15 protein-coding genes and 2 pseudogenes are annotated in these 14737 nt (G+C 41.6%); 13 read left to right on the top strand and 4 right to left on the bottom strand.

The genetic code is table 11. From position 1 onward, the window contains the following. Positions 1 to 140 precede the first annotated feature (140 nt). The gene (locus tag HY200_02205) at positions 141 to 998 is read left to right on the top strand and encodes a hypothetical protein (GenBank protein MBI3593748.1); all 858 of its coding nucleotides are present in this window, start codon (positions 141 to 143) and stop codon (positions 996 to 998) included. 315 nt (positions 999 to 1313) lie between these two features. Then, positions 1314 to 2372 carry a methyltransferase domain-containing protein gene (locus HY200_02200; GenBank protein ID MBI3593747.1) on the top strand — a complete coding sequence of 353 codons (1059 nt, stop codon included), beginning with the start codon at positions 1314 to 1316 and terminating at the stop codon, positions 2370 to 2372. Positions 2373 to 2508: 136 nt separating this feature from the next. Here the strand turns inward: HY200_02200 and HY200_02195 are convergent. Both HY200_02195 and HY200_02190 read right to left on the bottom strand, forming a co-directional pair. Then, positions 2509 to 2673 (bottom strand): annotated as a pseudogene (locus HY200_02195) (site-specific integrase). A 242-nt stretch (positions 2674 to 2915) separates the two neighbouring features. After that, positions 2916 to 3542 (bottom strand): hypothetical protein, encoded by a 627-nt coding sequence (locus HY200_02190; GenBank protein MBI3593746.1) that lies wholly within the window; start codon positions 3540 to 3542, stop codon positions 2916 to 2918. A gap of 202 nt (positions 3543 to 3744) precedes the next feature. Between HY200_02190 and HY200_02185 the strand changes: the two genes are divergently transcribed. From HY200_02185 to HY200_02155, 7 genes and pseudogenes are all read left to right on the top strand, one after another. Further along, the gene (locus HY200_02185; GenBank protein MBI3593745.1) at positions 3745 to 4341 is read left to right on the top strand and encodes a PAS domain-containing protein; all 597 of its coding nucleotides are present in this window, start codon (positions 3745 to 3747) and stop codon (positions 4339 to 4341) included. A gap of 208 nt (positions 4342 to 4549) precedes the next feature. Next, positions 4550 to 4963, top strand: coding sequence for a hemerythrin family protein (locus tag HY200_02180; GenBank protein ID MBI3593744.1), 414 nt, complete (start codon positions 4550 to 4552; stop codon positions 4961 to 4963). A 65-nt stretch (positions 4964 to 5028) separates the two neighbouring features. Further along, entirely contained in the window at positions 5029 to 7194 is a 2166-nt protein-coding gene (locus tag HY200_02175) for a methyl-accepting chemotaxis protein (GenBank protein MBI3593743.1), read from the top strand. Between the two features lie 124 nt (positions 7195 to 7318). After that, a complete protein-coding gene (locus HY200_02170; protein MBI3593742.1) occupies positions 7319 to 7672 on the top strand; it encodes a CZB domain-containing protein in 354 nt (117 codons plus the stop codon). A 63-nt stretch (positions 7673 to 7735) separates the two neighbouring features. Beyond that, positions 7736 to 8452 carry a hypothetical protein gene (locus HY200_02165; GenBank protein MBI3593741.1) on the top strand — a complete coding sequence of 239 codons (717 nt, stop codon included), beginning with the start codon at positions 7736 to 7738 and terminating at the stop codon, positions 8450 to 8452. Between the two features lie 78 nt (positions 8453 to 8530). Next, a pseudogene (locus HY200_02160) lies at positions 8531 to 9496 on the top strand (transposase). A gap of 79 nt (positions 9497 to 9575) precedes the next feature. Then, on the top strand, positions 9576 to 9803 hold the full coding sequence (locus tag HY200_02155; protein ID MBI3593740.1) for a hypothetical protein: 228 nt from the start codon (positions 9576 to 9578) through the stop codon (positions 9801 to 9803). Between the two features lie 288 nt (positions 9804 to 10091). Here HY200_02155 and HY200_02150 read toward each other — a convergent pair whose 3' ends face one another. Next, complete coding sequence (locus tag HY200_02150) at positions 10092 to 11285, bottom strand: MFS transporter (protein ID MBI3593739.1); 1194 nt, start codon at positions 11283 to 11285, stop codon at positions 10092 to 10094. Positions 11286 to 11690: 405 nt separating this feature from the next. Between HY200_02150 and HY200_02145 the strand changes: the two genes are divergently transcribed. Continuing rightward, positions 11691 to 12512 carry an MBL fold metallo-hydrolase gene (locus tag HY200_02145; protein ID MBI3593738.1) on the top strand — a complete coding sequence of 274 codons (822 nt, stop codon included), beginning with the start codon at positions 11691 to 11693 and terminating at the stop codon, positions 12510 to 12512. Between the two features lie 168 nt (positions 12513 to 12680). On the opposite strand, the gene HY200_02140 is transcribed toward HY200_02145, so the two are convergent. Further along, complete coding sequence (locus tag HY200_02140; protein MBI3593737.1) at positions 12681 to 13289, bottom strand: site-specific integrase; 609 nt, start codon at positions 13287 to 13289, stop codon at positions 12681 to 12683. Between HY200_02140 and HY200_02135 the strand changes: the two genes are divergently transcribed. The 3 genes from HY200_02135 (at position 13282) to HY200_02125 (ending at position 14641) form a co-directional block, all read left to right on the top strand. Beyond that, entirely contained in the window at positions 13282 to 13407 is a 126-nt protein-coding gene (locus HY200_02135) for a helix-turn-helix domain-containing protein (protein ID MBI3593736.1), read from the top strand. The genes HY200_02140 and HY200_02135 overlap by 8 nt on opposite strands. Before the next feature lie 96 nt (positions 13408 to 13503). Next, positions 13504 to 13758, top strand: coding sequence for a hypothetical protein (locus tag HY200_02130; protein MBI3593735.1), 255 nt, complete (start codon positions 13504 to 13506; stop codon positions 13756 to 13758). Positions 13759 to 14050: 292 nt separating this feature from the next. Beyond that, the gene (locus tag HY200_02125; protein ID MBI3593734.1) at positions 14051 to 14641 is read left to right on the top strand and encodes a hypothetical protein; all 591 of its coding nucleotides are present in this window, start codon (positions 14051 to 14053) and stop codon (positions 14639 to 14641) included. Positions 14642 to 14737: the final 96 nt, after the last annotated feature.

The raw sequence follows: 14737 nt of genomic DNA, 5'->3' as shown, positions 1-14737 counted from the left end.
TGAAAGAGTATTCCTTGATAAATTGCCATAGAAAGCAACAAGATCACACTCCTCCCTTTTATCCAACCTTATAATAAAGGGTAATCCTTGTATTTGGATAGTAAAACATTTATATTTTTCGTATGAACATGGTTTTTAAGTTGAAACTTTTTATCAAACAGGTGTTTTGTTTCCGAATTGCAGCCGTCACCTTTGTCAGTTTGATCGGTATTTCAAGCAGCGCATATGCCGACGAGTATAGGGAGAGTGAAGTTAAAGAGAGTGGTACTATAAATGGCAAAGTATTTTTGAAAGGGGCTTTGCCTGATCCCCGAGTTTTTCATCTGGTTCTTTACCCATTTGAGTTTTTCTGCAAAAAAGTGTCGGACGGAAATGATAATCGCCTCCTTTCTGAGTTTAATGTATCTAAAGATGGTGGTCTTCAAGACGTGGTTATAACCGTTAAGGGAGTGAAAGAGGGGAAAGTATTTCCGACGCCTGAAGGGATCATTCATTCTACAGATTGTGTTTTTCATCCGTTTGTATCCGTTGTGAAAAACCATCAAACCATCAAGGTTATTAACGACGACCCGGTGGTTCATAATATTCAGGTATATCAAAGCGAGCGGGGCAAAATTATTTTTAATTCCCCACTTCCGATCAAATCCGAGGAGTCGGGTCAATTAAATTTTGAGCCCGGTCTCCACATCTCCCAATGGATCTGCGGAATGCATGAGTTTATGCAGAATTGGGCCTACGTTGTGGAAAACCCTTATTATGCGATAAGCAAATCGGATGGAAGTTTCCAGATCGATAAGATTCCCTCCGGGAGCTATTCGGTTACGGCATGGCATACTCATATGAAAATTGCTGAGCAGAAGGTTACTGTTGTCTCGGGAAAAGTCTCCCCTATCAATTTTGAATTCAAATCTGATGAAGTCGTATACCCTGAATATGAACAGCAGAAGAAAGGGAGAATTCAAGAGAAGGGTCATGTCGGGGAGGCCGGATATAAGTAAACTTTACAGATTTCAACCTAGTTAAAACTTCGGTTCTTAGGTGTCGTGAAACCTTGCTTCCAGGAAGCTTTAGTCCCCGCAGTTTTCAAAACTTCGAAGTTTTCAACGTGCATTTCTCGATCCGGAAAACTTCAAAAGAGGTCTTCCTTTCAACATGAAATTGTTTGAATTGTTTTTTGCTGTTTTTGTTTTGCGAATCTTATGATAGGCTTATTTCTTTACTGTTCCTTTGAGGCTCCATTGTGCTAGGGGTTCTAAGAATTGGAACACCTTTTTGGTCATTATATTAGTCCTCATAATCATTAAGGTTATAATATGAAAAAAGAATCGATCACACTTGAAAGTATCAAGAACTATTATGGGGTGGTTCTCAAATCAAATCAGGATTTGAAAACAAGCGCTTGCTGTTTCACAGAGTCACCATCACCTCAAATTCAAAGCGTATTGAAAGATATCCATCCAGACGTGATGGCCAAGTTTTATGGTTGCGGTTCCCCATTGCCTCCGGAACTTAAAGGAAAAACAGTTCTTGACCTGGGTTCAGGATCAGGCAGGGACTGTTTTATTCTCTCAAAACTTGTCGGCTCTACAGGTCGGGTTTTAGGTGTGGACATGACCGAGGAACAGCTTGATACGGCACGATCCCATATCGAATATCATATGGATCGATTTTGTTTTTCGAAACCCAATGTTGAATTTATTTACGGTTACATAGAGGACCTGAATAGCCTGGGCATTAAGAATGATTCTGTCGATGTTGTGGTTTCAAATTGCGTTATCAATCTTTCACCAGATAAAGAGCGAGTGTTTTCAGAGATTTTCCGAGTTCTCAAACCGGGAGGAGAGCTTTACTTTTCAGATGTGTTTTCAGACCGGAGAATTTCCTCGCATTTATCTGAGGATACTGTAATCCTTGGAGAATGCCTGGGCGGAGCTCTTTATTTTGAGGATTTTCGGAGATTGCTATCCAGGATCGGATGTCTTGATATCCGCGTAGTTACAAAAACGAATATTGAGCTGACAAATCCTGAGATTAAACGCAAGGCAGGAATGATTGAGTTTAAATCCATTACCATCCGTGCTTTTAAGCTTGAACTTGAGGACCGGTGTGAGGATTACGGTCAGGTAGCGTATTATTTGGGCACAATTCCGGATTCTCCTCATTCATTTATTCTGGATGACCACCATCTATTTAAGACAGGACAACCTCTTCTGGTCTGCTCTAATACGGCTTCAATGTTGATGAACACTCGCTATGCGCCACATTTCAAAGTCGTCGGAGACACGCAAGTTCATTATGGCCTTTTCGACTGTGGTCCAAATATTGATATGATTTCCACCGGCGGTTCTAGCCCAAACGGTTCTTGCTGTTAAGCGCTCCTTCTTTACTTCCAGTAAGCTTCAGTCCTTCCAATTTTCAAAACACCATCGATAATCTTTGGAATTCAGTAAAATTTATATTGATACGAATATTGCGTGATGGAACCCGTTATCCCTTTTCCAAGAGTGAAGCAGCTTCCATCAAATCTTCCTCGCAAACGATATGATATCGATCAAATACTGAGCGGGTCTTATGCCCGGAAAGTTCCATGGCGACTTTCTCAGGAATGTGTGCACGAACCATATTCCTAACAGCCGTCCTCCGGAGGTCGTAAAAAAGCTTGCCTTTCAATCCCACACTTTACAATATTTGTCCCATAGGTCTCAGCTTTCACCCATTCTTGCCAAGTTACATTCAACAAATTCCCCGGGCGTGTTCCATGTCCTGGCAAAAGAATCGCCATGACCATGAATCAATGTTGCTGAAAATATTGGCCTAATTGTCGCATAAAGTAGGGAGAGTCGGTTAATCCATGGCTTAATAATATTCCCCTCTGATAACGCTTATTCTTTCTTATTCTTGACTAAATCCAGCATCTAATCTTGAGTTTGTACTCCCCACCACCAGATTACTCGAAAAAATTGGGAAGTGTCTTTCTTTTCAAGAAAGATTGGAGGAGCTAAGCGATTTTCCGAATAGAGGATCCACTGTTTCTTATTTGAAGCGAGCCATCTTATTGTAAGTCCTCCTTGCGGAAGCCAAACACCTACAATATTACCTTCCAATATTTGGATGGGATCAGACCATTTGAATAACGCCACCAAATCTTCTTTTCGTAGAATCGGCTCCATACTGCTATCTCTCATGTGAATCAAAAACAGATTTTTTCTGAAGAGTAGTGGAGGCAGCCAAAAATAGTCGGCAACATTATTATCAGTAATCTTTCTCGGAGGACCATTTGAAACGTGATCATAAAGCAGTGGGACATTTCTATATTTTCTACGATTTCCTGACAGCAAAGTGCCAATCGCTGATGGACGCTTCTTAATTAAAATACTTTCTTCTTTCTTTTTATTTTTCCCCGTTACAAGCCATTCCACAGTAGTTTTTCCCCATTGGACAATTTTCAACAATATTGCTAAGTCCGGACACCCTCCCCGTTCCCAGAGAGAGACCGCTTCCTGGGTGACACCAAATAATTGCCCAAAAGCGGTCTGATTCAAATTGAGGCGGCTTCTGATCCTTTTTATTCTCGTTCCCATTAATGTGTCATATCGAGATCGTGGCATATATAAACTCTACTTATATTATCCTTGACAGACAAATTATTTTCTAATATAGTCACAACCCTTTTGAATGGGTTTCGTTCAACTTCTGATTATAAATATACCATATTTTCTTTTTGTGTAAGAGGACACAGTTTTCATGAACTATCAAACTGCCGACGGAATGTTTGCGACGAATGCCCAAGGCAAAATACTCTTTTGGAATGAATCTGCCCAAGAAATTCTCGGCTATCAATCTAAAGAAGTAATTGGAAAATATTGCTGGGATATAATCTGCAGTCATGATAAAGGAAAAAATCTATTAATCATAAAACATCGAAATATCTCTAAAAACACCAGCCAGTCTCTATTAGTTGAGAACTTCGACAACGAGGTCATTACCAGCACAGGTCGGAAGATCTTGATTAATTTCAGCGTTTTACTAATTTCGAATAAAAGCACAAAAAAACTTACTATCGTTTACTTATTCCGAAAAATGTCTCACCCTCTTAATAGTAAGTACGACGTAATTTCACCTCCTGATAAGAGAAATGAAATTCCTTCGCTTACCCACCGCGAAAATGAGGTTTTATTTCTCATGGGACAAGGTCTTGTGACAAAGGAAATTGCGGACCGGCTAGCAATAAGTACTGAGACAACGCGGAAACATATACAGAAAATCCTCAAGAAGTTCAAAGTGCATAGCAAGCTTGAAGTTGTAGTGTACGCTCTTAAGCTAGGTTTTCTTTCCCTTTAAATTTAAAATTATACACTAATTTAATTACAAATGTAAGATATCCGAATGAGAGCTAACCTATTTAGGGTATAGACTTATTTGTTTTTTACTATATGCTTAACAATATATAAACTATGCTTATTTCTGTTAAGGAGCTTTTGTAACGAGATCACTCTATTTCTTAGCACCACAGAGAAGTGAACCGGGCATCTGATAACGGGGGATATTTGTGGAGATCCTAAGCAGTAGTGAATTGAAATGGGGTATAAAAGAAATTGATGATCAACATGAGGCACTATTCCAAAAAGTGAATCAATTTCTGAACATTTGTCAACGTGGGAGGCAAACTCAAGAAATCATTGGAGTGATGAGTCATCTGGAGAAATACATATCGGTCCATTTTGAAGCTGAAAAAGACCTTATGGAAAAATATCAATATCCGCATCGTTTTTCTCATGTCGCACATCACACGAAATTTAGGGAAGATTATTCCGATCTAAAAAATGTATTTCGAAAGGAAGAAACTACTCTCCGATTCGCTATGTTGATGTCCGAAATCGTCAGTGACTGGATTATAAAACATGTCAATAGAGCAGATAGAAAGTTAGGAATTTTCTTAAGGGAAAGGGGACCGACAAGTTGATAGATAGAACTAGCGCAGTAATGTGATTACTCGTAAACATATCCGGCGCTCAACTTAAGTTAATAGTGTTTAATATTGAAACTTTCTCTATAAGAAAAAAATTGGCACTCGCATTTGGAGTGATAATCCTAATGCTTAGTCTTGTAGCGTTTTCTGGATACTACGGAATCAATAGCATGTTGGAAAAGAATCAGCAGTTGCTTCAAGTGGTTTACCGAGAAGCAAAAATAGTGGAAAACACACAACTGGCTCTTGCTGAAATTCATAGTTTAACAATCTTTGAAAATAAAATATTTTCGAACATTGAGAATAAACAAAAGGTGGCAGATTTTAAGCGGGGTTGGATCAAAGAGCGAGATAACATTAACTTACGACTTTCAGAACTTGAAATGTTGATTATTGAGGACGAAGACAGGACAATCCTCTTGTCAGCAAAAAGCGATTTTTCTATTTATCTCGATGGATTTAAGGGAGACTTTCAGTTTATTGATGAAGGAAAATATAAACTATTTCAAACCAAAATTAAGGCAATTACAAATAATTACCAAATCAGCATTCGAAACTTAGAGATAGAGGTTAATAAATTAGGAGAAAAGCATAGGCGTCTATTGGTGGACATTGAAAGTCAAACTCGTGGCAAAGGCAAGAAACCCGTAGAATCCATGGGATTAGTTGCCCTAGTTTCTCTAATTTGTCTCCTGACGTCAATTTATATTTCTACTTTTATGTCTAGAACCATTACAAAATCGATCGGTATTTTGTTGCAGATGGCAAAAACATTTTCTGAAGGTGATTTTACGAAAACTTTAAAAATTGATTCAAAGGATGAGATAGGAGTTCTTGCCAAGGCGCTTGCTAAAATGTCGCAAAACTTAATGTCCATGGTTAAGAATATTGAAGGAGTAACCCAAAATCTTAATTCAGTATCGGACCAGATCAAAACTATATCACAATTTGCAGCTAAGGGAGCTAGGAGACAACCCTCATATATTGACTTCAGCGGGTCTTCCGTCGCACAAATGAATTCAACGATTTCAGAAATTGCCATGTGTATTGAAGGTTCAATAAAGTCCATTTATAAGTACTATTCGTCTATTCAGGAGACGGAATCTTTATCTGAAGAAATTGCCAGTGCCTCGGCACGCCTATTAAAACAAGCGGATAATACCTCTCAAACTATTACTGAAACCGCCAACTCCATAGTCGCGCTCGTTAATAGAATAGATCAATTTACCCTATCGTCCAGAAAAACTACTGGATTTCTACTCGAATTAAATACATCCGTTAATGGGATTGAAGCACATGCTAAGAAATTGAATTCTTTTTCAGAACCTGTCAGTCGTGACTTCGAATTGATTGGAAGTGCTAATGCAGAAAAGACGTTCGAGGGGGTAAAACGTATTAAGGATAGTGTGCACCTATTGGGCCATGTCCTACACGAATTGAGGCAACGTTCAGCTCAAATTGGGAAGATTGTGATCGTTCTTGAGCAAGTATCGAAACAGTCCAAACTTTTGGCACTGAATTTGGCTATTACGGTATCTAGGGGTGGCGATCAGAAAATCGAATCAGGGGATATTATAAATGAAATTAAAAAACTCGGAGACCGAACTGCTGAATCGACGAATGAAATTTCTGAGTTGACGAGTAAGGTTCAGCTAAAAGTGCCGAAATCATTCTATGCTTCTCAGATTCATTTTGCCAGTATTGAAAATGGTATTCAATTATCGTCCGAATCTGAGAATGGGTCGAAAAGAATCGTAGAAAATACAGACAAGATGCAAGTCAATTCTCAAAAATTCGAAATTGCAAGATCTGAACAGGTAGTACAAATCAGACAAATGAATTTAGCTTTGGAACAAATAAATAATATGTTTCATATCATTTCGTCTTCCACTGGCCAGCAAGAGAAAGAGAGTGAACTAATATTTCATTTCGCGTTAGAGATAAAGGAATCAGCTAGAATGGTTCAAAAATTGTTACGAGGGTATTGTAAAGGAAGTATACAAATGAAAGAAGTTGTCGAGAATGCTGATGATGGAGCCAAGCAGATTTCAAGGCCCATTGAAGAACGGAAGCAAGACACAGATTACAATTCAGATTCGATGGAAGAAATAGATCGTGCCTCACATGAAACCGTTCAATTAGCGCAAGACCTTGATCGATTGGTGCCACTTTTGGTTCAACAAGTGAACGTTCTAAAATCGGAAATTGAAAGGTATAAGATTTAGCTTACTATGGCGTAAATATGATGGGTGATCTATCAGGGTCGAAACGGGTAATTGTACATAGGGCATACTTATATATAAGTGCAGGTTGAAAAATACAGGTATAATTTGAAACAGAAGGAGCGAATTGAATTTTGATGACGCCATAAATGCGCATAGTATTTGGAAACTTAAACTTATGGTTTATTTAAAGAATCCAGATAAATCAATAAAATCAGATGAAATAGAGATGGATAATCTTTGCGTTTTAGGAAAATGGATTTACGGAGATGGGAAAAAGCACGAATGTTTTCCCGAATACGAAGTACTAAAGATTGAACATAAGAAATTTCATAGAGCGGCTGCTGAGGTGGTGGTAAGAGCCGACGCCGGTCAAAATGTGACCGAAGCAATTGCACTTGGAGGTGCAAGCCCTTACTCAGAAGCATCTAATGCAGTAATTAGAGCAATTATTAAGATGAAGAATAGGTGTAAAAATTAATATTTATATATCTTTTATTTTAAGGGAATCTAAGTGACGATGTACAGTATTCGATTCAAGATAATGATAATTGTGACGAACTTTGCACTGATACTATTTTTGAAAATAGTCTTTATCCAAGCTGTTTTTGCATATGAGGTAATTCCCGTCGATCATGGTGGAGAGCTTTTTGGCACTGTAAGAATAAAAGGGGATGCCCCCCCGAATGAAGTTTTTCGAGTAATTAATACTCCCGAGTTTTGCGGGAAAGTCGTTGAGTCGGAGACATTTTTGGTTCACCCGGTGAATAAAGGAATCAAGAACGTTGTAGTCAGCGTTGAAAATATATCTCATGGGAAAAAGCCCGTATTTTCTACTATTGTAATTGCAAATCGTCATTGCCATTTTGTTCCCCATGTCCAAACAGGAATAGTCGGAAGCCCGTTTGAAATCTCAAATGGAGATCCAGTACTTCATAACACGCATTTTCGAATTGAAGACGAGACCTTAATAAACGTGGCGATGCCGGCAAGGGGAAGAAAAATTAGCCGGTTGTTTTCGAAGTCGGGGATCGTCAGTATAAAGTGTGATGCTCATAAATTCATGCAAAGTTGGATGTTCGTTTCAGATAATCCCTATTCAGTTGTTACCAATGAGGAAGGAAATTATAAGATATCTGATATTCCACCCGGGAAATATAAGATTAAAATCTGGCATGAAAGATTTCCCGTCCAAATTAAAGAAATCATGATCCTCCCCGAAAAGAGAACAGAACTCTCCGTGGAATTGTATCAAGAGTAGGTATGACGTCCCCCCTGAAATCAAGGCTACTTGAAAGTGGAGTCTCCGGGTGATAAAACAACCCCAAGTAGGCTTAACATGGGAAAGAAAAGACATACACCGGATCAGATTATAGCGATTCTCAAATAATCCGAAGTGGGAGTCAAATCGAGCGATCTCTGTCGGCAAAATGGTATTTCAGAAGCTACGTTGTATAACTGGAAAGCCAAATATGGCGGTTTGGAAGTCTCAGACATCATGAGATTAAAGAGCCTTGAGGATGAAAATTGCAGACTCAAGCAGATAGTTGCCGATCAGACGCTGGATATTCAGGCGTTAAAGGGGGTGCTCTCAAAAAAGTTCTAAAGCCCAAGGCCAGACATGAAACGGCAGGTTGGATAATGGAGCGCTTTGGGCTGTCACAGAGAAGGGCCAGTTCATTGGTTTCGGTCTCAAGAAGGGTGTTTAGCGATATGCCCCGGGAGAATGGGCTCAATGATTCGATTCGCAAGAGGATGAAGGAGCTTGCGGGACGATTCAGCAGATATGGGCATTGGAGACTATACATAGTCCTGCGCCGGAAAGGATTTCTAATCAACCATAAGCGGACGGAACGGATTTATCGGTCAGAGAAGCTCTCTTTGCGTATTCGAAGAAGAAAGAAGTTTGCTTCAGTAATACGGACACCTCTTCCTGAAGCGGTTCGGGCAAATCAGATCTGGGCGATGGATTTTGTAGGTGGACAATGGCCCGGAATTTATCAGTAAGGTGCTGGACGAATGGGCATACCGTAACGGGGTCAAGCTGGACGTCATTCGGCCAGGAAATCCGACTGAGAATGTTTATATAGAATCATTCAACGGCAGGTTCAGAGATGAATGTTTAAATGAGAATTATTTTCTGGATCTAAGGAATGCAAAAGAGATTATTGAGAAGTGGCGGATCGAATACAACACCTATCGGCCACACAGTTCGTTGAATGATTTCACACCCGAGGCATTTGCAAAGATGAACAAAGAAACATTAATCCAAAACACCCAGGAACTCCAACTGTCAGTGGCTTAAAAAAGGGGTGGGGTCACTTCCTATGCCCAATAAGGGCCAAATTATAAATAAGCCCACTATAATCCGGAAGAAGGGTAGTGTGCTTCATTTACAGATGGATCAGCATAATTATATGAATGCCTATTTTTACCCTATTGAGAATCCCTACTATGCGATCATAGGGCCTTCTGGTAGTTATGCCATTGATCGAATTCCTCCCGGAAAGTATAAAATTATAGCCTGGCATCCGATTTTAGGAATTCAGGAGAAGGAGATCGAAGTAGGGTCCACCGGAAAAGTAGTGGCAAACTTTGAATTTTCTAAGTAAAAACCCTATTCTTCAGTTAGCGGTTCTTACGACACTCCTTCCAGTTATCCTCAGGATTGGTGCCCTAAACTTCATTCGAGGTTAAAAACGGAATTAATCGATTTTGGGGAAAGAATCAGAGGTTAAGGGAGAGATTCGATTTGTTTTTCCAAAGTCTTGCTTCTAGTCTTCTTTGACCGTCATTTTTGGGAATGAAAAGACCCGATTTTAAATTTAACAGTCCGAATTAGGGGACACCAGGAAAAACGTCAAAATCAGTGAATGAAATAGGCAATTATTTGTCATTAGTTAATGATCAGAGCGATAGATCGACCAAGCCAACCCGACGAGCGCAATCGCAGAAAAAATAGCGCCTGCATAGAAGGTGTAGGACGCTCCAAACCGATCCCATATCAGTCCGGCAGCCGTGCTTGCCAGAAGCATTGCCAAGCCGCTCATCAAGTTGAAAAATCCGTAGGCCGTCCCGCGCAGGTCGGGCGGTGTCCTCTCAGCTACCATCGTTGCCAGTAATCCCTGCGTCATGCCCATATGGACACCCCAAAGTGCAACCCCTGCCAATATGACGTTCCAGTGATCGTTCGTGGTTAGGATCAGATCGGCAGATATCAAAACGGCGAGGCCCATTGCCAACAAGTGAGAATGACGGATTCGGTCGGAGAGCTTACCGAATGGATAGGCCGATGCCGCGTAGACCACGTTCATCGCCACCATGACAAGAGGCACCAGTGCTATTGGAATTCCGCCCTGCTGAGCACGCAAAACCAAGAATGCCTCGCTGAACCGAGCCAGCGTGAACACTGCACCTATAGCAACAATCCACCAATACGATGCACCTAGACGCTTCAAGCTCTCCCGGCGAATTGGATTCTTGCGGGTTTTTGCCAGAGGGTTGCTCGGCTCGTGCACGCCGGCTGCTAACAATACAACTGCCATAAGTCCGGGAACGACTGCAACCCAAAATACTCGTCTAAAATTGTTGGACCAAAGGAGCATCAAACCTACGGCCAAAAGAGGGCCCATAAACGCCCCGACCGTGTCCAATGACTGGCGCAGACCAAAAGCGGCTCCCCGGACATTTGTTGGTGCGATATCGGCGATGAGCGCGTCACGCGGCGCACCGCGCACACCCTTGCCAACGCGATCCATTAAACGAGCGACCAGCACGATACCGGAAGAGGAAGCCAGCGCAAAGAGCGGTTTGGTCAGAGCACCAAGAGCATAGCCAAAAAGTGTAAGGCTTTTACGATTTCCCATGTAGTCGCTTAGGGTGCCGGAAAAGACTTTTATGATGAGGGCCGTGGATTCGGCCAATCCTTCAATCAGGCCGACCATGAATACCCCGGTTCCAAGTGTTGTAACCATGAAGAGGGGTAGCAGGCTATGGATCATTTCAGAGGAGATGTCCATGAACAGGCTGACGAAGCCGAGTATCCAGACGCTTCTGGGAATTTGGCTTAATGTGCTTTTTACTATAGTGGACATTAGGAAGTGAAAGTAATTTTAATAATGGGCTTCGCTTGATACGAAGCCTCGTTTGTAATCGTTGTCTTTACTTTAGGACTAATTCCGTCATTCTAATACAAAATACCATAAAAAAACGAGCAGTGCGGGTAATCGCGCGATTTTTGAAAGCAAGTGTTGAAAGGTGATAGGCAGGGTCATTATTATCTAATACGAAATTTTAATTCCAATTCTAAAAAATGAAAGAAATCCTTCCAGTAACTAAGGATTAAGAAAATTCACCTGAAAGTGCGGGTTTGTGTTGGTAATCAACATAATGGGGTAGTATAGAGCTATTCCGTTTGGTAGCTGGAAAGAGGTATTGACCCGCCTCAAAATTTAATGCTACAGTCCCGTAACTGTCTAATAACTGATTAGGCCTCACACATGGCGGGCAATCGCATAACTATCCTCCACGACTCATTCGGCAAGCGAACCGACTTGAGGAAGGATTGGGGATTCGCGGCGCTCGTCGAGTTCGAGGGAAAGCGCATTCTGTTCGACACCGGTAACAATGCACGTACATTCGCGGAAAACACTGAGGCACTTGGCATTGACCTGGGCAAGCTCGATCTCGTCGCGATCTCTCATCGGCACGGTGACCACACCAGCGGACTGAACCATCTGCTTAAGCTCAATCCGGCCGTACGCATCTACACGCCCGACGAGCTGTATGGGGTTTTTGGTTCGAGTCTTCCAGGTGTGTTCTATCCACGTTGCCATGCGCTGCCTGCCTATATGCAGTACTATGACGGCAGGCCGCCCGAAACCATTCGCCATGGGACGCCGTGGCCAGACGCGCAATTCACTTGGGTCAAGGAGACTACTGAGATTGCCGCCAATGTTTGGCTCGTTGCCGTGGTGTCGGATGTTCCGGGCACGCGCGAAATGCGAGAACTCTCGCTGGCCCTGCGCACGCCGCGCGGCTTGGTTTTGATAGCCGGCTGTTCACATCCCGGCATTGAAAAGATTCTCGCCGCCTCGCGCTCGATTGAAGATCGCGTGCACTGCATCTTTGGCGGCCTTCATCTCGTTCTCACAAAAGAGCCGGAAATCCGCCGCATCGCCCAGGCCCTGCGCGATGAATGGCGTGTGGAAACCATAGCGCCCGGTCATTGCACTGGTGAACCGGGCTTTGTTGCATTGACCGAAACGTTCGGCGACAAGTATATGTATGCGGGCTTGGGAGATTCGCTTGATCTCCCATAGGGAACGAGGCCTAACCGGGCATTGCAGCCGACGCTCAAAGCGCGCGGCTGAATGCGGACGTTAGGCACTATTACTCTCAATAATCATTAATTCTTATGGTCGGGCTTTTTGAGGGTTCGTAGGTGGAATCTACATATACGAGGACAAGCTCTGTTCCTATTCTGCTGGTTATCCCTTTTCCAAAAGTGAAACAGCTTCCATCAAATCTTCCTCGCAAACAATATGATATCGATCAAATACTGAGCGGGTCTTATGCCCGGAGATTTCCATGGCGACTTTTTCAGGAATGTGTGCACGAACCATATTCCTAACAGCCGTTCTGCGGAGATCGTGAAAAAGCTTGCCTTTCAATCCCACACTTTCACAATATTTGTCCCAGATTTGCTTTTGGATCCGCAGCAGTCTCTCCCCCTGATTATGACAGACCCAGGGACATGTAGGACATTGAATCACGGATACTTTTTTCCAGTGACTCAACATTTCACACACTTCCTTCACTAACGGGATCAGCCGACCTTTATCATTCTTAGTGGTTCCCGAGTCAAGCCGGATCCATCCTTCATCTAAGTTAATCTGATTCCATTTCAATTGGAATATCTCACCTGAACGCATGCCGGTCCAATAGGCAATGACAAACGGAACTCTTAGGTGGACCGGTAGTGCATCTTTTAGTGATAAATAATCTTCTTTACCGAAAAATCCCGGATTTGGAAATAGTTCAGATTTTAAAACTTTGTCTAAGGAAGCTGCAGTTCGAGCTGAGAAGGCTGTGCCTATTCAAGCACTCGATGAGACGGAATGGAATGTAACCCGTACAGCTGAAAAGCTTGGAATGTCGCGGCGCGGAATTCAACTCAAAATGAAAGAATATGACCTCCGACAAAATTCAGGTTGAGCCGACGGCCTAATCAACATTTTTTTGTGATCATTTTGTGATCGCGCCCAACTCCAGTTCAAACCGGAACGGAAATAACTGACTATGGTAATTACAATGAGAAAAATCTTTCTAAAAATGCTTTCCATCGAAATGGAAAATGAGCTAAAGAGTATTAAAAATGGGATGAGTATGATGGATTTTATTAAGAAGTCGAATGGGCACATTATTTCGACTTCAGGTGGAGAGGGTTTTGTTATTTTTAGAATTAAAGGGTTTCTAAATAGTGAAAGCGGCTATAGATGGGGGGAATTTCTTCAAATGGTGTTTTTTCAGTTTGGTCTTTTGGTTATTACGAAGGAAATAATGTAGTTCCAATTGAAATCTTCGAGAAATTAGAGATTGGATTTTGACAGGGCATCTTTTTCAGAACAAGTTACTACTCTTTGATAGCCAATCTATACAGGCTAAATAATTGACATTTTAAATTAATTCTAATATGTTTCAACCCTAATTTGATTTTCAAGGTTGATGTTAGTGAGAATCACAGCGGTCACGGAGAGGGCATCGGCGGGTTGAAATTGCCATGAACCAGAATCAGATCGGTAATTTTAAACGCTTCCCGATACCTTTCAGAGCATTTTTTATGTTCCGGGAGTAATTTATGTCAAAACTGAGAAAATACTTAGCCATGTTTTTAATTTTTGCTACCTTGGGAGAATCCTTAGGAGGATGTGTCATTACGTACCGTAACTTTCCCGAAGAGGCGTTGCATCAACACGAATTCAAGAAGGAAGATGAGAAACTGTATTATACCGTGCAAAGGTTTCCAATTTTGGAAGCGGGAGGTTTCAATGCACTTAAGTCCGCTTTTAGAACAAACAGGATGTTTTCGGAAACAATTAACGTTGAAGAACCGCCAGAAAAAGGACTTTACACCTCTGTCGAGGTAAAATGGGAACCACTTTCTTTACCTTCGTTGATATTTGGCTATCTCTCGGTTGCTACGTTTACATTAATACCCGCCTATAGCGGGAATGAAGGTTTCTTGGTTAAATTTACTTTATATGCCGATCAGAATCAGATTAAAACATACGAGTACCAGGTTACAAGAAAAGTGGCTCTCTGGGCTCCGCTCCTCGCATTTTCCTGGGTGAATTTAGGAACATATAGCGAAGCCGAGGCTTTTACTGCTATTGCCAACCAATTTTTTAATGACGCTCAGAGGGATGGGCTTTTCGCCAAAAAAGGGTAGATTATCTTCTCCCAAAATTTCTCCTCAAAGATTTTATTTGGTCTTTCTTTAATTTTCAGGCTATACCCTAACTATTTATTGCCAGAACATTCGAGA

This window comes from Nitrospirota bacterium (assembly GCA_016194305.1).
Classification (GTDB): domain Bacteria; phylum Nitrospirota; class Nitrospiria; order JACQBW01; family JACQBW01; genus JACQBW01.
This window is presented reverse-complemented; position numbering and strand designations above follow the sequence as displayed.